18 protein-coding genes and 5 pseudogenes are annotated in these 18476 nt (G+C 75.1%); 12 read left to right on the forward strand and 11 right to left on the reverse strand.

The annotated features are described in order from the left end of the window. The first annotated feature begins 41 nt into the window (after positions 1-41). From U6N30_RS32575 to U6N30_RS35155, 3 genes and pseudogenes are all read left to right on the forward strand, one after another. Positions 42-293 (forward strand): helix-turn-helix domain-containing protein, encoded by a 252-nt coding sequence (locus U6N30_RS32575; protein ID WP_324275559.1) that lies wholly within the window; start codon positions 42-44, stop codon positions 291-293. Beyond that, positions 293-418, forward strand: a complete 126-nt coding sequence (locus tag U6N30_RS32580; protein WP_324275560.1) for a hypothetical protein — start codon at positions 293-295, stop codon at positions 416-418. The genes U6N30_RS32575 and U6N30_RS32580 overlap by 1 nt, the downstream gene beginning before the upstream one ends. Next, positions 418-792 (forward strand): annotated as a pseudogene (locus U6N30_RS35155) (IclR family transcriptional regulator domain-containing protein); the annotation flags it as partial. The gene U6N30_RS32580 and the pseudogene U6N30_RS35155, both read left to right, overlap by 1 nt. 147 nt (positions 793-939) lie before the next feature. Here U6N30_RS35155 and U6N30_RS32585 read toward each other — a convergent pair. From U6N30_RS32585 to U6N30_RS35160, 3 genes and pseudogenes are all read right to left on the reverse strand, one after another. Further along, complete coding sequence (locus tag U6N30_RS32585; protein ID WP_324275561.1) at positions 940-1785, reverse strand: D-2-hydroxyacid dehydrogenase family protein; 846 nt, start codon at positions 1783-1785, stop codon at positions 940-942. Positions 1786-1952: 167 nt separating this feature from the next. Beyond that, positions 1953-2666, reverse strand: coding sequence for a PH domain-containing protein (locus tag U6N30_RS32590; RefSeq protein ID WP_324275562.1), 714 nt, complete (start codon positions 2664-2666; stop codon positions 1953-1955). A gap of 109 nt (positions 2667-2775) precedes the next feature. Then, positions 2776-2844, reverse strand: a pseudogene (locus tag U6N30_RS35160) (DUF2510 domain-containing protein); the annotation flags it as partial. Positions 2845-3116: 272 nt separating this feature from the next. Here U6N30_RS35160 and U6N30_RS32595 point away from each other — a divergent pair. The 8 genes and pseudogenes from U6N30_RS32595 to U6N30_RS32630 all read left to right on the forward strand — a co-directional run bounded on the left by U6N30_RS32595 (position 3117) and on the right by U6N30_RS32630 (position 9404). Then, entirely contained in the window at positions 3117-4295 is a 1179-nt protein-coding gene (locus U6N30_RS32595) for an ROK family transcriptional regulator (RefSeq protein WP_324275563.1), read from the forward strand. A gap of 154 nt (positions 4296-4449) precedes the next feature. Next, a complete protein-coding gene (locus tag U6N30_RS32600; RefSeq protein WP_324275564.1) occupies positions 4450-5715 on the forward strand; it encodes an extracellular solute-binding protein in 1266 nt (421 codons plus the stop codon). 197 nt (positions 5716-5912) lie between these two features. Next, a complete protein-coding gene (locus U6N30_RS32605; protein ID WP_324275565.1) occupies positions 5913-6782 on the forward strand; it encodes a carbohydrate ABC transporter permease in 870 nt (289 codons plus the stop codon). Then, entirely contained in the window at positions 6779-7099 is a 321-nt protein-coding gene (locus U6N30_RS32610; protein ID WP_324275566.1) for a hypothetical protein, read from the forward strand. Before U6N30_RS32605 ends, U6N30_RS32610 begins: the two co-directional genes overlap by 4 nt. Next, positions 7096-7548 (forward strand): annotated as a pseudogene (locus tag U6N30_RS35165) (carbohydrate ABC transporter permease); the annotation flags it as partial. The gene U6N30_RS32610 and the pseudogene U6N30_RS35165, both read left to right, overlap by 4 nt. Positions 7549-7642: 94 nt before the next feature. Beyond that, on the forward strand, positions 7643-7990 hold the full coding sequence (locus U6N30_RS32620) for an ROK family protein (RefSeq protein WP_324275568.1): 348 nt from the start codon (positions 7643-7645) through the stop codon (positions 7988-7990). A 35-nt stretch (positions 7991-8025) separates the two neighbouring features. Further along, positions 8026-8618, forward strand: a pseudogene (locus U6N30_RS32625) (ROK family protein); the annotation flags it as partial. Positions 8619-8915: 297 nt separating this feature from the next. Continuing rightward, positions 8916-9404, forward strand: coding sequence for a glucosamine-6-phosphate deaminase (locus U6N30_RS32630; RefSeq protein WP_324275569.1), 489 nt, complete (start codon positions 8916-8918; stop codon positions 9402-9404). Between the two features lie 175 nt (positions 9405-9579). Here U6N30_RS32630 and U6N30_RS32635 read toward each other — a convergent pair whose 3' ends face one another. From U6N30_RS32635 to U6N30_RS32650, 4 genes are all read right to left on the reverse strand, one after another. Then, positions 9580-10317 (reverse strand): N-acetylglucosamine-6-phosphate deacetylase, encoded by a 738-nt coding sequence (locus U6N30_RS32635; protein WP_324275570.1) that lies wholly within the window; start codon positions 10315-10317, stop codon positions 9580-9582. Positions 10318-10710: 393 nt separating this feature from the next. Then, complete coding sequence (locus U6N30_RS32640) at positions 10711-10929, reverse strand: hypothetical protein (protein ID WP_324275571.1); 219 nt, start codon at positions 10927-10929, stop codon at positions 10711-10713. Beyond that, positions 10860-11987 (reverse strand): glycoside hydrolase family 3 protein, encoded by a 1128-nt coding sequence (locus U6N30_RS32645; protein WP_324275572.1) that lies wholly within the window; start codon positions 11985-11987, stop codon positions 10860-10862. The genes U6N30_RS32640 and U6N30_RS32645 overlap by 70 nt, the downstream gene beginning before the upstream one ends. After that, a complete protein-coding gene (locus U6N30_RS32650; protein WP_324275573.1) occupies positions 11957-12196 on the reverse strand; it encodes a hypothetical protein in 240 nt (79 codons plus the stop codon). The genes U6N30_RS32645 and U6N30_RS32650 overlap by 31 nt, the downstream gene beginning before the upstream one ends. A gap of 260 nt (positions 12197-12456) precedes the next feature. On the opposite strand from U6N30_RS32650, the gene U6N30_RS32655 reads away from it, so the two are divergent. After that, complete coding sequence (locus U6N30_RS32655) at positions 12457-13860, forward strand: ABC transporter ATP-binding protein (protein ID WP_324278575.1); 1404 nt, start codon at positions 12457-12459, stop codon at positions 13858-13860. Positions 13861-14551: 691 nt separating this feature from the next. On the opposite strand, the pseudogene U6N30_RS35170 reads toward U6N30_RS32655, so the two are convergent. From U6N30_RS35170 to U6N30_RS32675, 4 genes and pseudogenes are all read right to left on the reverse strand, one after another. Then, positions 14552-15352, reverse strand: a pseudogene (locus tag U6N30_RS35170) (helicase-related protein); the annotation flags it as partial. 259 nt (positions 15353-15611) lie between these two features. Further along, positions 15612-16187 (reverse strand): hypothetical protein, encoded by a 576-nt coding sequence (locus U6N30_RS32665; protein ID WP_324275574.1) that lies wholly within the window; start codon positions 16185-16187, stop codon positions 15612-15614. A 43-nt stretch (positions 16188-16230) separates the two neighbouring features. Continuing rightward, positions 16231-17445 carry an NAD(P)/FAD-dependent oxidoreductase gene (locus tag U6N30_RS32670; protein WP_324275575.1) on the reverse strand — a complete coding sequence of 405 codons (1215 nt, stop codon included), beginning with the start codon at positions 17443-17445 and terminating at the stop codon, positions 16231-16233. Positions 17446-17472: 27 nt separating this feature from the next. Then, on the reverse strand, positions 17473-18408 hold the full coding sequence (locus U6N30_RS32675; protein WP_324275576.1) for an alpha/beta fold hydrolase: 936 nt from the start codon (positions 18406-18408) through the stop codon (positions 17473-17475). Positions 18409-18476: the final 68 nt, after the last annotated feature.

The raw sequence follows: 18476 nt of genomic DNA on the forward strand, positions 1-18476 counted from the left end.
GGGCGCGCACGCGCCCGACGGCAGCGATCGCGGAGGCCCCGATGTCCGGTTCGTGCTCGAGCGCACCCGGCTGGTCGGGGGCCGGACGCCCGGTCCGCGGTGCCGAGCTCATCGCGACCTGCCCCGGCCGGGGACCGCCGGTGGCTGAGCGGGAACGGCCGACGGAGTACGTGCAGTCGGTGCAGCGGGCACTGGACGTGATCAAGAGCTTCACGCCCAAGCACCCGAGCATGACGCTGACGGAGGTGGCCGAGCGCACGCACCTGACCCGGGGGCGGCCCGCCGGTTCCTGATGACGCTCGAGCACCTGGGCTACGTCCGCTCCGACGGCCGCAAGTTCTCGCTGTCGCCGCGGGTGCTCGAGCTGGGGTACGCCTACCTCTCCTCGGTGCACCCGTGGGACGCGGCGTTCCCCTGATGGAGCGGCTCAGCGACGAGGTGGAGGAGAACTGCCTCGCCGGGGTCCTGGAAGGCAGCGACGTCGTCTGTGTCGCCCGCACCTCGCGGCGACTCGTCACGGTCGCGGTGTACGTCGGCGGGCGAGTGCCGGCGTCGGCGTCCTCCATCGGGCGGGCGATCCTGGCCTTCCAGGACGACGAGGTCGTCGAGGCGTACCTGGCCGAGGCCGACCTCGAGCGCGTCACCCCGTTCACGCTCACCGACAAGGAGGCGCTGCGCGCGGAGCTGAAGAAGGTCCGCGAGCAGGGCTGGTCGCTGGTGGAGCACGAGCTCGAGGAGGGGCTGACGTCGGTGTCGGCGCCGGTGTTCGGGGTGGGTGGCCGCTGCGTCGCCGCGCTGAACATCTCCGCGCACGGCCACCGCCTGTCGCACCAGGACGTCGAGCAGCGGGTGCTGCCCCGCTCCTGCGGTGCGCCCGGGAGACCAGCCTGCTGTTCGGTCACCGGCCGACCACGGACGTCCCGGCCTGATCGCTGCGGCTCACCGGGGCGGTTCCGGTGCGGCCAGCACGCGGACCGGGCTGCCGGCGAGGAAGCCGGCGACGTCCTCCACGGCCTGGCCGAAGAACACGTCGTAGGTCGCGTCGGTGACGTAACCCAGGTGCGGGGTGAGCACCGTGTTCGGAGCGGCGAGGATCGCCGCGCCGGTCCCGACCGGTTCCTCCTCGTACACGTCGAGCCCGGCGCCGGCGATGCCGCCGCTGGAGAGCGCGTCGATCAGCGCGGCCTGGTCGACCAGCCCGGCGCGGCTGGTGTTGACCAGGACGGCGCCCGGCCTCATGGCGGACAGCTCGGCGGCGCCGACGATGGCGCGGGTGCGGTCGCTGAGCCGCAGGTGCAGCGAGACGACGTCGGACTCCGCGAGCAGCCGGTCCTTGCCGACGAGCTCGGCGCCGACCTCGGCCGCCCGTTCCGCCGTGAGGTGCTGGCTCCAGGCCAGCACGCGCATGCCGAAGGCGAGGCCGACGTGGCCCACCAGACCGCCGATCCGGCCGAGCCCGATCAGCCCCAGGGTGCGACCCCGCAACCCCGTGCCCACGGTCTGCTGCCAGCGACCGGACCGCGTGGCGGCGTCCTCCGGGACGAGGTGCCGGGCGAGGGCCAGGATCAGTCCCCAGGTGAGCTCGGCCGGGCCCGAGGCGTCGCTCTGCGTCCCGCAGACGGTGATGCCCCGTCCCGCGGCGGCGGTCATGTCGATCGACGCGTTCTGCATGCCGGTCGTGACCAGCAGGCGCAGCTGTGGCAGCTGCTCCAGCACCGTGGCGGGCAGGGGTGTGCGCTCGCGCATCGCGACCACGACGTCGAAGCCCTCGAGCGCGCGGACCAATCGGTCGGGATCGGCGATGTGGTCCCGGAACGGGGTGACCTCGACCTCGGGGGCAGGCTCTCCCAGGCGCCGTGGCGGAGGGCCACGCCCTGGTAGTCGTCGAGCACGGCGATGCGCACGGTCACTCCGGGGCCCCTCCTCCGACGCGTTGTCCTATCGGATGCAACCTATCGCGCGGGAGAGGGTCGGGTCAGGCGAGCAACCTGGCCTTCTGGGCGGCGAACTCCTCGTCGGTGAGGATCCCCGCGTCGCGCAGGTCGGCCAGCTTGCGCAGCTGGTCGGCGAGGTCGGGCTGCGGCTCGGCCGCGGGCGGGGAGCCGCCGGGGCGCCGAACGCAGCCCCGCCATGCCGGGGTTCACGTGCAGGTACTGCGACTGCCGCTCGACGGTCTTCTTCTGCCGGGCCTCGCTGATCAGCGGGGCGAGCAGGTCCATGACCGCGTAGGGGCCCTCGACGTCGTCGAGCACGACCTGGCCCGTCGTCGTCCCCTCCACGGTGCCGCTGACGCTGAACATGTCCGTCGTCGCGCCGTACGTCGGGTCCTCCAGGTTGAGGACGACGTCGCCGATGTCGTTGCCCCGCTGCCAGACCGCCTGCCGGACGTCCATGTCGTTGACCGCCCACAGCGGCACGCTCTCGGTGCGGGTGCCCAGCAGGCCGCTCTCGATCCAGACGCGGTCCCTGGTGATCCGGTATCGGGCCTTCGAGACGCCGGCCGCGCTGGTGGCGGCGTTCCTGCTCTCGCCGAACCACAGGGTGTTCGGGTCGTTGGCCCACTGCTCGGTGCGCCTGGCGTTCTGCTCGGCAAGCTTCTGCTTGCCCTGGTCGGCGATCGCCTTGCCCTGGTCGGCGACCTGCTTGAGCCGGTCCTTCCAGCTCACCTTTCCGCCGGCGGGCGGTCCGGCGGGCGGCGGCACGGGCGGCGGGGAGCGGCCGCGGACGGCGGCGGGAGCTCGGCGGGGAGGGGTCCTGCCCCGTCCTCCCCTGGTCGGAGACGTGCTCGGTCCAGGTACTGCCGTTCCAGTACCGGAGCTCGTGCATCCGGCTCGGGTCGGGCAGTCAGCTCGGATCCGCCATGTCGTCTCTCCTCGGTCTCGGCAGTACCGGCAGGAGGATGCCAGCGGCCGTGCGGATACGGGGGCCCGCGCGCACGGGAGACCGCAGCGACGACCCCGGCAACCTCACCGTCGGGCCGCCGGCCTCATGTCCCCGCACGGGGTCGGCGCTCGTACGGCGAGGACGGCCACGCGGTGGTCGCCCGCAGGTCACGATGGGGTCACGGCGGGGCCGACCCCTTGACAGGTGTTTGTAAGGACGGTGTCCTAACAAATGTGACGGCCGGCACGGACACCCAGCACCAGCGGCGCCTCCTGCGCCCGACGTCCAAGGTGCTGCCCGAGCACGCCCGCGCGCACAACCGCTCCATGGTGCTGCAGCAGCTCTTCCACTCGGGCCCGCGCTCGCGGGCGGATCTCGCCCGCGCCACGGGGCTGACCCGGGTGACCGTCTCCGACCTGGTCGCCTCGCTGCTGGCCGACGGGCTGGTCACCGAGCTCGACTTCCGGGCGGAGGGCAAGGTCGGCAAGCCGGGCACGCCGATCGGCCTGCGCGCCGACGCCTTCCAGATCGTGGCGGTCGACCTCGCCGACGACGAGCGCATGCACGGCGCGGTGCTGGACCTCTCCGGGAAGGTGCGCGAGCGGCGCTCGGCCGCCGTCGCCGGCCGGACCGGGCAGGCGGCGGTCGACGCCCTCCTGGCCCTCTGCCGCGACCTCGTCGCCGCCGCCACCTGCCCCGTGCTCGGCGTGGGTGTCGGGTCGCCGGGTGTCATCGACCCGGCGGGGACGGTCGTCCAGGCGCCCAACCGCGGCTGGTACGACGTGCCGCTCGCCGCCGACCTCGGCGACGCCCTCGGCCTGCCCGTGCACGTGGCGAACGACGCGAACACCGCGGCGCTCGGCGAGTTCACCTACGGCGGGGCCGACGGCGGAGGACTGCTCCTGCTCACCGTCGGCGGGGGTGTCGGCGCCGGGATCGTCCTGGACGGCGCGCTCGTCCAGGGCCACGAGCACGCGGCCGGCGAGCTCGGTCACGTCACCGCCGTCGACGAGCGCGACGACATCGACGGCGCCCCGCTCGGCCGGCCGCAGCCGTGCGCCTGCGGACGCCGCGGCTGCCTGGAGACCGTGCTGTCCGTTCCCTCGATCCGCCGCCGCATCGATGGCCTGGCGCCCGCGGACCGGGACGCCGCCCTGGCGTCCGTCGGCCGGCGGCTGGGCATCGTGCTGGCCCCGGTGGTCAGCGCGCTCAATCTCTCCGAGGTCGTGGTCAGCGGACCCCGGGAGCTCCTGGACGGCCCCCTGCGCTCCGCGGCGCTGGCGGCCCTCCGCGAGCGCACCATGCCGGTCATCAGCAGCGATCTGCAGCTGCGGATGACCTCGCTCGGCGAGGACGGCGCCCTGTCCGGGGCCGCCGTGCTCGTGCTCTCCGGTCAGCTCGGGGTCTCGTGAGGACCCCGAGCCGACCAGTTGCAGGTCGGAGAACCCACACCCTCATGGCGGCGCTGTCCGGCACCGTCCGCGCATCGGGAAGGAACCCCAACATGACCACAGTACGGAAGGGCGGAGTGGCCGTCATGGCCGCGGCGCTCATGGCGGTGAGCGCGTGCGGCGGCGGGGAGGATGCCGCGGCGGGCGGCGGTGGGGACGAGGAGATCCGCCTCTGGCTCAACGGCACCGACACCCCGCAGGAGCTGCGCGACTACCTCGTCGAGACCTTCGAGGAGGAGACCGGCGCGACCCTCGTGATCGAGGAGCAGGACTGGAGCGGCCTGGTACCCCGGCTGCAGACGGCGCTCGCCTCCGAGGGCAGACCCCCGACCTGGTCGAGGTCGGCAACACCCAGAGCCCGACGTTCACCTACGCGGGCGCCTTCGCCGACATCAGCGACCTCTACGAGGAGATCGGCGGCGACCGGCTGCTGCCGGGCTTCGTCGAGGCCGGCACGGCTGACGACACCGTGTACGCGGTGCCCTACTACTCCGGCGCCCGCGCGGTCTTCTACAACAAGGACATGTTCGCGGCCGCGGGCGTGGAGGTGCCCACGACGCTGGCGGAGTTCTCCGACGCCGCGGTCGCCCTCCAGGCCGCCAACCCGGCCGGGGCGCCCAGCTTCTCCGGCTTCTGGCTGCCCGGCCAGGACTGGTACAACGGCACCGCCTGGATCTACGAGGCGGGCGGCGACCTCGCCGTCTCCGACGGCGAGGAGTGGGTCGGCGGGCTGTCCAGCCCCGAGTCGCAGGCCGGCCTGGCGCAGGTGCAGGAGCTGTTCACCACCGCCACCAGCGCACCGCGGGACGCCGACTCCGAGGAGCCGTGGATCCCGTTCAACAACGGCGAGGCCGCGATGTTCTCCGCGCCGACGTGGGCGCGCTGGAGCATCGACCTGCCCGAGTGCAACAAGGGCGTCGACGCCGAGGACGAGTCGGCGGAGGCCACGGCGCTCCTGGCCGAGCAGCAGGCCTGCAACGAAGAGAAGACCGGGGTCTTCGCGCTGCCCGGCACCGACGGCGGGGCGGCGACCGTCTTCGCCGGCGGCTCGAACATCGCGATCCCCGCGAAGTCGGGCAACCAGGAGCTGGCCCGCGAGCTGATGCGGATCATCTTCAGCGAGGAGTACCAGACGATGCTCGCCGAGAACGGGCTGATCCCCGGCAACCGGGACTACGCCGACGCGCTCGGGGACGACGTCTACGCCCAGGCGGCCCTCGCGGCCGCGGAGAACGCGAAGCTGACGCCGGCCGCCGAGAAGTGGGCCGACGTCGAGGGTGCCCGGATCCTGGAGGACTTCTTCCAGGAGATCGCCGGCGGGGCCGACCCCGCCGAGGCGGCGGCGAAGGCGGACCAGCTCATCGGCGAGACGCTCAACTGACCGCCCGACTCCGCGGTCGGGGGTGCGGCTGCCGCACCCCCGGCCCGGAGCCCCTTCCCCGGAGCCTCCTGATGCCCGCTCCACGCCTGTCCACGGCCGCGGTGGCGCCCCCGGCGCCCCCTCGTGCACCCGTTCCCGTCCCTCCTGCCGCGCCGGGGACCCCGCCGGCGCGGCGCCGGGCCCCGTTCCGGTCGCGGATGGGCCCCTACCTCCTGCTCGTGCCCGCGCTCGCCGCGATCGCGGTGGGGCTCGGCTACCCGCTGGTCCGCCAGTTCGTCATCTCCTTCCAGGAGTACGGGCTGGCCCAGCAGTTCGGCCGGCCGGCGGAGTGGGTGGGCCTGGACAACTACGTCGCCCTCCTGACGGACTCCTACGTCTGGGCGGTGATCGCGCGGTCGATCGCCTTCTGCCTGGTCAACGCCGGCCTCACGATGGCCATCGGCATCGCGCTGGCCGTGCTCATGACCAAGGTCGGCCGGGCCGCCCGGGTCACCCTGCAGGTGGGCATGCTGCTGGCCTGGGGCACGCCGGTCCTGGCCACCATGACCGTCTGGCAGTGGCTGTTCGACTCGCAGTACGGCGTCGTCAACTGGCTGCTGGCCGAGCCGCTGGGCATGGAGTCGATGCGGTACCACTCCTGGCTCATCGAGCCGCTGTCGTTCTACGGGGTGGCGACCGTCATCGTCGTCTGGATGAGCGTGCCGTTCGTGGCGTTCACCGTGTACGCGGGGCTCCTGCAGGTGCCCGAGGAGTGCATGGAGGCCGCCCAGCTGGACGGCGCCAACGCCTGGCAGCGGCTGTGGAGCCTGGCGATCCCGATGGTGAAGCCGGTGCTCTTCGTGGTGGCGCTGCTCCAGGTCATCTGGGACCTGCGGGTGTTCACCCAGATCCACGTCCTCCAGCGGGCCGGGGCGCCCACCCGGGAGACGCACCTGCTGGGCACCTACATCTACTCGCTGGCGAAGGAGTTCTCGATGGCCGGCGCCATGGCGACGATCATGCTGGTGATCACCCTGGCGCTCACCGTCTTCTACATCCGCCGGATGCTGCGCGAGGAGCAGCTGTGAGCGCCGCGCTGGTGGGCCGCGGGCGGCGCGGGGCCGCGGGGCCGACAGCCGGCCGCCGGCTGCTGGGCGTCCTGGCCGTCGCCGTCTCGCTGGTCTGGGTGTTCCCCGTCTACTGGATGATCAGCAGCGCCTTCCTGCCGACCAACGAGCTCCGGACGTCGGAACCCACGTTCTTCCCCTCGAGGGCGGGCTGGGCAACTTCCGGCGGGTGTTCTCCGACCCGACGTTCTACTCCTCCTTCAAGATCTCCCTGGCGGTCACGGGGCTCACCTTGGTGGCCGCGATCCTCTTCGCATTCGTCGCCGCGCTGGCGGTGAGCAGATTCCGTTTCCGCGGCAAGAAGTCATTCATCGTCACCATTCTCGTGGTGCAGATGATCCCGGCGGAGGGATTGTTCATCTCGCAGTACCAGGTGCTCGACAACTGGGGTCTGGTGAATGCTGTTCTCGGGCTGACGATCGTCTACGTGGCCGCCATTCTTCCCTTCACCATCTGGATGCTGCGCGGATTCGTCAGCGGCATCCCGATCGAGCTCGAGGAGGCCGCGATGGTGGACGGCCTGTCGCGCACCGGCGCCTTCTTCCGGATCACCTTCCCGCTGCTGGCGCCCGGGCTCGTCGCGTCCGGCGTGTACGGGTTCCTGCAGGCGTGGAACGAGTACACCCTCGCGCTGGTCGTCATGTCCGATCCGGAGAAGCAGACCCTCCCGCTGTGGCTGCAGGGGCTCGTCGAGGGCAACCGGGCCACCGACTGGGGGCTGGTCATGGCCGGCGCGACCCTCATCACGATCCCGGTGATCGTCTTCTTCCTCTTCGTCCAGAACCGGATGAGCTCCGGGCTCGTCGCGGGCGCGGTGAAGGGTGACCGCCGACGGGCACGCGGCCGGCGAGTGGTCGATCGGGCTGGACATCGGCGGCACCAAGGTCCTGGGCGTGCTCCTGGACGACGAGGCCGGCGTGCGGGCCACCGTCCGGGTGCCGACCCGGCTGGGCACCGAGGGTGTCGTGGCCGCGGCGGCGGAGGTGGTGCAGCGGTTGTGCGCGGCCGGGGGCATCGGGCCGGCCGACCTGACCGGCGTCGGCGCCGGGGTGCCGGGGCTGGTCGACCCGGTCACCGGCGAGGTCTCCCACGCGCTCAACCTCGACATCCACGACCGGGGGTGCGGCTGGCGCCGCTGCTCGCGGCCCGGCTGCAGGGCGTCCCGGTGACGGTGGAGAACGACCTGAACGTGGCGGCGGTGGGGGCGGCGAGGGTCCTCGGGCTGCGCGGCGACCTGGCCTTCCTCGCGCTGGGGACGGGGGTGGCCGCGGGGCTCCTGCTGGGCGGCGAGCTGCGCCGGGGCCACCGGGGTGGGGCGGGGAGATCGGGCACCTGCCGTACGCGTCCACCGGCCCGTTGTGCCCGTGCGGTCAGCGCGGCTGCCTGGAGCTCTACGCGTCCGGGTCGGCGATCGACGCCGCCTGGCCCAGCCGCACCGGGCGGCCGGCCGCCGCCGAGGTGTTCGCCGCCGCGTCCGAGGGCGATCGCGTCGCCATCGGCATCCGGGACAGCTTCACCGACGCCGTGGCCGCGGCCGTGCGGTTGCTCGTCCTCACCTGCGACGTCGAGCACGTCGTCCTCGGGGGCGGGGTGGCCGAGGTGGGCGCTCCCCTGCTGGACGCCGTCCGCCGGCAGGTCCGCTGCCAGGCGGAGGGGTCGTCGTTCCTGCGCAGCCTGCGCATCGCCGACCGCGTCCAGGTGGTGCCCGGCGACGTGCCGGTCGCGCCGATCGGCGCGGCGCTGACCGCCCGCGGCGCCGTCGCGCGGCGGGCGTCGGTGGAACCGGTGGGATCGTGACCGCGTGGAGGTGATCATCCTGCCCGGGGCCGACGAGGTGGGCCGCTTCGGCGCCGACCGGATCGCCGCCCTGGTGGCCCGCGCGCCGCGGGCGGTGCTGGGCCTGGCCACGGGGTCGTCCCCGACGGGCATCTACGCCGAGCTCGCCCGCCGCGTGGCCGCCGGGACGCTCGACCTGTCCGGGGTCAGCGGGTTCGCCCTGGACGAGTACGTCGGCATCGCGGCGGACCATCCGCAGAGCCACGCCGCCGTGCTCGACCGGCAGGTGGTGCGCCCCTCGGCCTGGACCCGGCCCGCGTGCGCGTGCCCGACGGGCGCGCCGCCGACCTCGAGGCGGCGGCCGCGGACCACGACCGGGCGATCGCGGCGGCCGGCGGGGTGGACCTGCAGATCCTCGGCATCGGCACGAACGGGCACATCGGCTTCAACGAGCCGACGTCGTCGTTCGCCTCGCGCACCCGCATCAAGACGCTCGCGCCCCGGACCCGCACGGACAACGCCCGGTTCTTCGCCTCGCCCGAGGAGGTGCCCACCCACTGCCTCACCCAGGGCCTGGCCACCATCCTCGAGGCCCGCGAGCTGCTCCTCGTCGCGCAGGGCGAGCGCAAGGCCGACGCGGTCGCGGCGGCCGTGGAGGGCCCGCTGACCAGCATGTGGCCCGCGTCGGCCCTGCAGCTGCACCGGCGGGTGAGCGTCGTCGTCGACGAGGCGGCGGCCACGCGGCTCCGGCTGGCCGACTACTACCGCTTCACGCACGAGCACAAGCCGCGCTGGCAGCGGCCCTGACCCGGCTCCCGGCGAGACGTCAGGGAGCGACCGGCCGCCGCCGCGACGACGGCACGTCGAGCCGCCCCAGCGACCGGTAGGCCGCGCCATGACCCGGCCGAATGTCCGGGCGCGCGGCTCGACCCGCTCGACCTCGGCACCCGTGACGAGGGTGTGCACCGAGAACGCCGGCGCGTCAGGGAGCGACCGGCTGCCCGTCGGCCCAGACCGACCGGACGGTCCAGTCCCGGTCGAGGACGACGGCATCCGCGGCGTAGCCCGGGGCCAGCCGGCCGAACCGGTCGTCCAGGTCCAGGACGCGCGCGGGCGTGGCCGTCAGCGCCGTCACGGCCGCCACCGGGTCCAGGCCGGCCTCGGTGACGGCCAGCCGCAGCGCGGTGTCCAGCGTGAGCGTGGAGCCCGCGAGGGTGCCGGTGCCGGCCAGCAGGGCCCGCCCGTTCCGCACGTCGACGTCCAGCCCGCCGAGGCGGTAGCGGCCGTCGGCGGCGCCCGCGGCCGCCATCGCGTCGCTGACCAGCGCGATCCGCCCAGGTGCGGCGCCGGCGAGCAGGCCCACCAGCGCCGGGTGCACGTGCACGCCGTCGAGGACCACCTCCAGGGTGACCCGCGGATCCGCGACGGCCGCCATGACCGGCCCGGGGGCCCGGGCGTGCAGCCCGGGCATCGCGTTGAACGCGTGGGTGAGCAGGCGGGCCCCGGCGTCGAACGCGCGGGCGGTGGTGGCCAGATCGGCCTCGGTGTGGCCCACCGCGACGGGGACGCCGGCCCCGGTCAGCAGCTCGATCGCCAGGAACGCCCCGGGCAGCTCCGGCGCGACGGTGACCTGGCGCAGCGTGCCCCGTGCGGCGTCCAGCAGGCGGCCGACGTCCGCCGGCGCCGGGTCGCGGAGATGCCGGGGTCGTGCGCTCCGCACCGCGACGGCGCGAGGAACGGCCCTTCCAGGTGCGCCCCCAGGACTCCCTCGTCGCCCCCGGCCAGCGCGGCGATCTCGTCCAGGCGGATCTCCAGCACCTCGAGGGGCTCGCGACCAGGCTCACCACCGCCCGGGTCGTGCCGTGGGCGCGATGGGCGCGGAGCGCGCCGACGATGCCGGCCGGGCCGTCGTCGACGGCGTGCCCACCGCCGCCGTGCAGGTGCAGGTCGAGGAACCCGGGGGTCAGCCAGGCGCCGCCCAGGTCGACGGACCGGTCGGCGGGCGGGAGCTCCCCGGTGCCGGTGGCGGCGATCCGCCGCCCGTCGAAGAGCACCCAGGCGCCATCGGCGATCCCGCCGGCGTCGAGCGCCCGGGCGTGGTGCAGCAGCACGCTCACGGTGCCGCCCGCCCGGCCAGGACCTCCGCCGCGGCCTCGGTGTTCACCCGGCCGGCGCCGTGCGTCAGGACGACGGGCCCGGGCACGAGCTCGGCGTCGTCCGGCATGCCCACGGCGACGACGACGGCGTCGGGCCGTTGCTCGGTCAGGCGGCGCAGCCAGGCCCGCTGCCACTCGCTGCGGTAGGCGTCCCGGACGGCGACGACGAGCGGCACGCCGGACGCCTGGGCGAGCAGCTGGTCCACCGGGACCTCGACCGGGCCCTCGCCCTCCCGCACCGGGACCACCGCGCTGAGCAGCCCCCGGCGTTCCAGGGGCTCGGCCAGGCTCCACCGGGCGTCGCCCACCGCCATGTTCGTGCCCGCGCGGAGCTCCGCCACCAGCGCGGGGCCGGGCAGGGCGACCGCGCCGCGGTACCGGACGGCCCGGCGCGCCGCCGCGAGCCCGGCGTCCCTGCCCGCCGTCGGCGGTGCGCCGTCGGAGGCGGCCAGCCGCTCGCGCAGCGCGGTGACCCGCCCGGCCGCCTCCTGCAGGCGGGCCTCGGGGACCGTTCCGTCACGGACGGCGTCCCCGATGCCCTGGCGCAGGGCGGCGCAGTGCTCCTCGCCGTCCTCCGCGCCCAGCAGCAGCAGGTCGGCCCCGGCCGCCAGCGCGCGCACCCCGCGCCGGCCACGCCGTGCGCCGCCCGCACACCGGCCATGTCGAGGGCATCGGTGACGACGACGCCCGCGAAGCCCAGCTCGGTGCGCAGGAGGTCGACCAGCAGCCGGCGGCTGAGCGTGGCGGGTCGCGCGTCGAGGGCCGAGAACACCACGTGCGAGGTCATGACCAGGTCGACCCCGGCCCGGACCGCCGCGGCGAACGGCGGCAGCTCCCGGCGGCGGAAGGTGGCCGCGTCCGCGTCGATGGTGGGCAGCCCGAGGTGCGAGTCGACGGTCGTGGCCCCGTGCCCGGGGAAGTGCTTGGCGGTGGCGGCGACGCCGGCCGACTGCAGGCCGCGGACGTAGGCGACGCCGTGCCGGGCCACCGCGTCCGGGTCCGGGCCGAACGAGCGGACGCCGATCACCGGGTTCCGGCTGTCGCTGTTGACGTCCACGGACGGCGCGAAGTCCACCGTGACGCCGGCCCGGCGCAGGTCGGCACCGATGGCTGCCGCGACGGCCTCGGTCACCGCCGGGTCGTCGACCACCCCGAGGGCCAGGTTGCCCGGGTAGCTGCTGCCGGTGAGGTACTCCAGCCGGGTCACGTCCCCGCCTTCCTCGTCCAGCGCCACCAGGGCGTCCGGACGGGCCCGGACGACGGCCTCGCCGAGGAGCGCACCTGACCGGCGGCCGAGCCGTCCGGACCGCCGGTGAGGTTCGCGCCGTAGAGGCAGACCCCGGCCAGGCCGCGGTCGAGGGAGTCGGTCACCCACGCCGGAACCGTGGTGCCGGCGAATCCCGGCATCAGGCAGGCATTGACGAGTTCGTCCAGTTCCGACATGGTCCTCTGCTTCGTCGACGCCAGCTGCGCGGAGGCTGTCCTCCCCGACCGGTGCGGCCATTTCCGACGCGCCGGGTGGAACGACACTAGAGCACCCGTCGCGACCATTGTGCGACGACGGTGTGCGCGATCAGGGAAATGGTCGACGGAGGCCGCCGCCCGCCCTTTCCATCGGAGGTGCCCGGCGGTATCTTCGCCGCACCGGAAAATGCGTGCCCGACGGCCGCGCATCGATTTCACGACCGCCCGGAGGGCGCCCGATGGCGACAGTGACCTACGACCGCGCGACCTGTGTCTACAGCGGCGCCGAACGCTCGGCGGTGGACGCGCTGGACCTCCGGGTCGAGGACGGCGAGTTCCTGGTCCTGGTCGGCCCGTCGGGCTGCGGCAAGTCCACGTCGCTGCGGATGCTCGCCGGGCTCGAGCCGGTCCACGACGGCCGCATCCTCATCGGCGACCGCGACGTCACCGACATGGCGCCCAAGGACCGCGACATCGCCATGGTCTTCCAGAACTACGCCCTGTACCCGCACATGACCGTCGCCGACAACATGGGCTTCGCGCTGAAGATCGCCGGGCTGCCCAAGGCCGACATCGGCGCCCGCGTCCGCGAGGCGGCCAAGGTGCTCGACCTGGAGCCCTACCTCGACCGCAAGCCCAAGGCGCTGTCCGGCGGGCAGCGGCAGCGGGTCGCGATGGGCCGGGCGATCGTCCGGCAGCCGCAGGTCTTCCTGATGGACGAGCCGCTGTCCAACCTCGACGCCAAGCTGCGGGTGCAGACGCGCACCCAGATCGCCCAGCTGCAGCGCCGCCTCGGCGTCACCACCGTGTACGTCACCCACGACCAGGTCGAGGCGATGACGATGGGCGACCGGGTCTGCGTGCTCAAGGACGGGCTGCTCATGCAGGTGGGCCGGCCGCGCGAGCTCTACGACCGCCCGGCGAACGTGTTCGTCGCCGGCTTCCTCGGCTCCCCGGCGATGAACCTGTACCCGCTGCCGGTCGTCGACGGCGGGGTGGCCTTCGGCGACGTCGTCCACCCGGCGGCCCGCGCCGGTGCCGGTGGCACGGTGACGCTCGGGGTCCGGCCGGAGGACCTCGAGATCGCCGACTCCGGGCTCCGGATGGAGGTGGACCTCGTCGAGGAGCTGGGCGCCGACGCCTACGCCTACGGGCGGGTCGTGCTCGCGGGCGAGGAGCAGCCGCTGACCGGGCGGGTCGACGCCCGCCGCCCCCGCAGAAGGGCGACGTCCTGCACCTGCGGCCGCGCGCCGGGTCGGTGCACCTGTTCGGCGCCGACGGCGCGCGTCTGGCGGACTGAGGGCCGCCTCGCACGTCAGCGGCTGCGGCCGGCCCGTCCCGTGCCGGGGCGGCCGCCCGTGCGGCCAGCCGACGTCCCGCGGCCCCGGTGTCCGCCCTCGGACGCCGCCGCCCGGCCGCCACCGGACGCCCGGCCACCGCCGGTCGACCGGCCACCGGCGCGCGGCGACCGCGGCTGCCGGTCGTGCCCGTCGTGGTGCCGGTCGCCCCTGTGCCGGTCGCTGCTCTGCCCGTCGCGGCCGGGGCCCCGGCCGGCGGAGCGCACCGAGCAGTCGCGGCAGGTGCTGAACCAGGGGCGATGCCGGCGCCGCAGGTGGTGCAGCGGCCGGACGCCGAGAGGCTGATCGCGTCGGGCAGCAGCTCGGTGATCCGGTCGGCGCAGGCGTCCTCGACGTCGGCGGCGTCGTCGCTGGTCAGACCGGCTACGCCGGGGAAGGAGCGGAGCAGCGTCTGGGCGTCGCGCGCGGCCGCGGCGGCCTGCTCGTAGTCCTCGACGGTGCCCTTCGCGGGTACCGGCTCGAGCACCGTCTCCGGCGCGACGGGGAGGCCGGCCATCGAGCGCAGCGCCGCCGTGGCCAGCACCAGCCAGCGGGTGCGCCGCGGCGGGTTGTAGTCGATGGGCAGGTTGATCAGCCGCCAGACCGTCCAGAGGTCGCCGGCCGCGCCGAGCGGGCCGCGCAGCAGCGGCAGCAGGGCGTGCACGCGGACGATCAGGCTCGTCACGTCGTCGGCGGTCATCGCGTGGTCGCGGGTCGCCGCCCGGGCCCAGGCCATCCAGCGGGTCAGCGCCTCGGGCAGGTCGACCGGCTCGAACGCGCCGAGGTCGTCGAGCTCGGGACGCAGCCGCGGTGCGCGCTTGGGCAGGTCGCTCATCGCGTCGCCGCGGGCCACCTCGGCGCCGGCCTTGAGCAGCCCGGCGTCGGCCCGGAGGCCCGTCACCCCGGCGAGGACGCCGACGCTGCCGTGCCCGGTCAGCCCGTAGCGTCCGGCCCGGCCGGCGATCTGCGCGGTCTCCCAGGTGCGCAGCGGCCGCCGCTCGACGCCGTCGAACTTGGTGGTCTCGGCGAACAGGACGGTGGCGGCCGGGACGTTGATGCCGTGGCCGATGACGTCGGTGGTGACCAGCACCTCGGTCTCGCCGCGGGTGAACCGGTCGATGACCTCGCGGCGGGTGGCCGGGGGCAGCGCGCCGTAGAGGACGCCGACCTTCCCGGGCCGCTGCGGGTCCAGCGCCGCGGCGACGGCGTAGACGGCTTTGCGGGAGAACGCCACGACGAGGGTCTGCGACCGGACGCCGTCCGGGCGGACCGGGGTGCGCAGCACATCGAGCCGCGACAGCCGCTTGTGGTTGACGACGGTGATCTTCTTCGCGTCCGAGACCAGCGGCTTGAGCAGCAGGTAGGCCTCGGCGGCGGAGATCAGGTGCATCTCGCGGTAGTCGCCGGTCAGCACCAGCCGGGCCCAGTGGTGCCCGCGGTCGGGATCGGCGACCCAGTGCGACTCGTCGAGCACCAGCAGGTCGCCGCGCATGGGCGCCTTCTCCACGGTGCAGCAGACGATGGGGGCGTCGGGGTCGATCTCCTCCTCGCCGGTGGAGAGGCCGACGGTGCCCGCGGGCAGCTGGGCCGACAGCCGGGCGTAGGCCTCGTGGGCCAGCTGCCGCAGGGGCGCGGCGTAGACGCCACGGCCGTTCTTCTCCAGCGCGAGGAGCGATTCGTAGGTCTTGCCCGAGTTGGTCGGGCCCAGGTGGAAGACCACGTCCTCGGGGCGGGTGGTGCGGACCGGGAGCTCGGGCTCGGCGCCGTCGACCCAGCTCTGCTGGGCGAGCGTCTCCACGCGCGCGGCGGCGCGGTCGTCGTCGCGCGCCCTGTCACGGGGGAGCCTTCACGGGCGTCGGCGCGGTTGCGGCGCCGGGGGTCAGGGCGACGGGCGGGGTGCTGCGGGGGAACGCTCACAGGGGAGAACAGGCCTTTGGTCGGCGGAGGTCGGGGCGGGGCGGAGGTCGGGCGGCTGCGCGTCGCGGCGGTGCCAGCTGTCGCGGACCCTACGGAGCCCAACACTGGGAACCGGCCGGACATGCCCGGACGGCGCGGGTTCAGGCCGCACGCTGCCGGCTCCCGCGCGCCGGGAGGAGCCGGACCTCGATGACCAGGTCGCGCCGCTGCACGACCTCGTCCAGGGTGCGCGGCGGGACCAGCAGCGGGCCGGTGGCCGAGCGGTAGGCGATCGTGACGGGGCAGACGACGGCGTCGGTGACGTCCCGGAGCGGTGCGCGGGACGCCGTCCGCACCGGGAGCAGCCGGTCGGCGACGTCGGCCCAGCCCCCGGCGGTCCGGGGGACGCCGACCAGCAGGGCCAGGTCGCCGAGCGCCCCGGCGGAGTTCTCGACGAGCAGCCGGTGCTGCCGCTCGCGCGGCCACGGCGTCGCCGGCCGGACGACGTCGACGCGGACGCCGAGCGCGGTGAGCAGGTTGGCCGCACCGCACACCTGCAGCCGCGGCGCCGAGCCGGCGGGCGTCACGGCGGCGCGGGCGCGGATCCCGGCCAGCGTGGCCTGGTAGCGCAGCCGGCGCTGGTGCTGGGTGGCCGGCGTGGTGCGGCCGGAGGACGGCGGGAGGGCAACGGGTCCGGACGCCGGGACGACGGCGGGACGAGGCGGGGCGGCGGTCACGGCGCTCCTCGGGGCGGAGGGCCGGGACCGGCCCTGACGCGGCTCAGCGTCCGGGACGGCGGTGACCGGGACGTGACGGCGACACGACACCCACAGGAACAGTCGCCACTGCTCCCGCGCCGGACTGCCCCGACCGGGGGACGCGGGTCAGCGCAGCCGCCGGGCGGCGGACGTGAGCGTGCGCACGGTCAGCCGCCCGTCGGCCAGCCCCAGGTCGACGACGTCGTCGAACACCCGCTGGTCGTCGGCCGCGGCCCGGAACACCGCGTCCATCACCGCCGGCCACCGGCTGGCCCACGACGCGGTCGAGGAGTGCCGCAGGTGCCGGCCCAGCCGACGGCGCAGCGCCGCCCGGTACCGCTGACCGGCCGCCGCCCCTGCACCGCCGCCGTCCCTGCCAGCGCCCCGGAGAGGACGGCGTAGAAGATGCCCTCCCGGTCAGCGGGTTGATCAGCGACGCGGCGTCCCCGGCGAGCAGCACCCGGCCGTCGGGGTGGCGGGGCCGGCCGGTCGACAGCGGCAGCCGGTGGGCCTTCAGCTCCGTGGCCGCGACGCCGGGCAGCAGCCGCGCCAGCCCGTCGAGCAGGCCGGCGCGGTTGACCCCGCCGGAGACGAGCTCTCCGTAGCCCACGTTGGCCCGCCCGTCGCCGAGTGGGAACGACCACGCGTAGGCCGGCCAGCGCTGCTCGGTGGTGGCGATGAGCTGGACGTCCTCGAGCCCCGGGGGACGGGGGCGTAGCCGCGGAGCGCGATCGCCAGCCGGTCCGGCCGGTTGGGGCCGATGCCGAGCGCCCGGCGGACGACGGACTCCGCGCCGTCGGCCCCGACCACGACCCCGCGGTGAGCGCGCCGTCGATCTCGACGTGCGTCGGGTGCACCGCGATGCGGCGGACGGCGTGCCGCCGGAACTGCGCGCCCGAGCCGAGCGCGGCGGCGAGCAGCCGGGCGTCGAGCACCGCGCGGGGACGACCCGCGCCGGGCGGTGCATCGTGCGCTCGACGGTCGTCCCGCCGGGCGAGCGCAGCCGCAGCCGGGGCACGACGGCGTAGCCCTCGGTCAGCGCGGCGGCGTCGAGGCCGAGGCCGGTCAGGACGTCGAGCGCCTCGGGGGCGATGCCGTCGCCGCAGACCTTGTCGCGCGGGAAGTCGGCGCGGTCGAGCACCAGCACGCATGCCTCCGGGTCGGCGCGACGGGCCGCGGTGGCGCAGGCGGCGCCGGCCGGCCCGCCACCCACGACGACGACGTCCCAGTGCTCCATGCCCCGAACGCTAGGCAGCCCGGGCGGTCAGCGCCGGACGGGGCGCGCGACGCCGTCCCGGTTCTGGGCCAGCAGGCGGCGCCAGCTGTCCAGGTCGTGGGCGGCGGGCTCGGTGCCCGCGATCCAGTCCAGGAGCACGTCGCAGAACCGCTCGGGGTCGTCGAGGTGCGGCCAGTGGCCGGCGTCGTCGAACACCTCGATCCGGGCGCTGGGGACCAGCGACCGGACGGTCTCCGCGTGCACCGCGGGCACGATCGGGTCGCGGCTGCCCCAGATGACCAGCATCGGGACCGAGTCGGCGAGGTAGAGCCGGTCGAGCGCGGTGACCGCCTGGCCGCGGGCGTCCACGACCCCGCGCAGGGTGCGCAGGAAGGCGCGGCGGGCCTCGACGTCCTTGAGCGCGAGCAGGGCGTCGGCGGCCTCGGCCAGATCACCGACCCGCCGCCAACCGACCGTGCGCCCGACCCGCTCGACAGCCTGCAGACCCAGCCGGAGCGGGCCGGACACCCCCGCCAGCGCGGTGACGACGAGCTCCGCGCCGGGCAGGGTCGCCGCGCGCAGCCCGGCCGAGAGCTCGGGGCCCAGGCCGCCGCTGCCGACCACCGCAAGCCGCTGGCACCGCTCGGGGAACTGGTAGGCGAACTGCAGCGCGATCCCGCCGCCGAGCGAATGGCCCACGACCGTCGCCCGCTCGATGTCGAGGACGGACAGGAGGTCGCGCATCCCGTTGGCGTAGGCGGCGATGGAGTAGTCGCCCCGGGGCTTGTCGGAGTTGCCGTGGCCGAGGAGGTCGGGGGCGATGACGGTGTGCGTCTCGGCGAGCCGGTCGATGACGCCGGCCCAGGTCTGGCAGTTGTTCCCGATGCCGTGCAGGAGGAGCAGCGCCGGCCCCTCGCCCGCCCGGATGAACGCGCGTCGGTGGCCGTGGACCACGCGGACCTCGGAGACCTGGCGGGGCGGCATCCCCCAGTGCACCACGGACCTGGTGCGGGTGGTTACCCCCGGTAGGGCCGTTCCTGTCCCGGAATCCG

This window comes from Blastococcus brunescens (assembly GCF_035320885.1).
Classification (GTDB): Bacteria; Actinomycetota; Actinomycetes; order Mycobacteriales; family Geodermatophilaceae; genus Blastococcus_B; species Blastococcus_B brunescens.

Excerpts from the sequence above, each read along its gene's own strand:
- U6N30_RS32655 (WP_324278575.1), top strand. The coding sequence starts at position 12,457 with ATGGCGACAGTGACCTACGACCGCGCGACCTGTGTCTACAGCGGCGCC.
- U6N30_RS32670 (WP_324275575.1), bottom strand. The coding sequence starts at position 17,445 with ATGGAGCACTGGGACGTCGTCGTCGTGGGTGGCGGGCCGGCCGGCGCC.
- U6N30_RS32605 (WP_324275565.1), top strand. The coding sequence starts at position 5,913 with ATGGGCCCCTACCTCCTGCTCGTGCCCGCGCTCGCCGCGATCGCGGTG.
- U6N30_RS32650 (WP_324275573.1), bottom strand. The coding sequence starts at position 12,196 with ATGTCGGAACTGGACGAACTCGTCAATGCCTGCCTGATGCCGGGATTC.
- U6N30_RS32580 (WP_324275560.1), top strand. The coding sequence starts at position 293 with ATGACGCTCGAGCACCTGGGCTACGTCCGCTCCGACGGCCGCAAGTTC.
- U6N30_RS32675 (WP_324275576.1), bottom strand. The coding sequence starts at position 18,408 with ATGCCGCCCCGCCAGGTCTCCGAGGTCCGCGTGGTCCACGGCCACCGA.
- U6N30_RS32575 (WP_324275559.1), top strand. The coding sequence starts at position 42 with ATGTCCGGTTCGTGCTCGAGCGCACCCGGCTGGTCGGGGGCCGGACGC.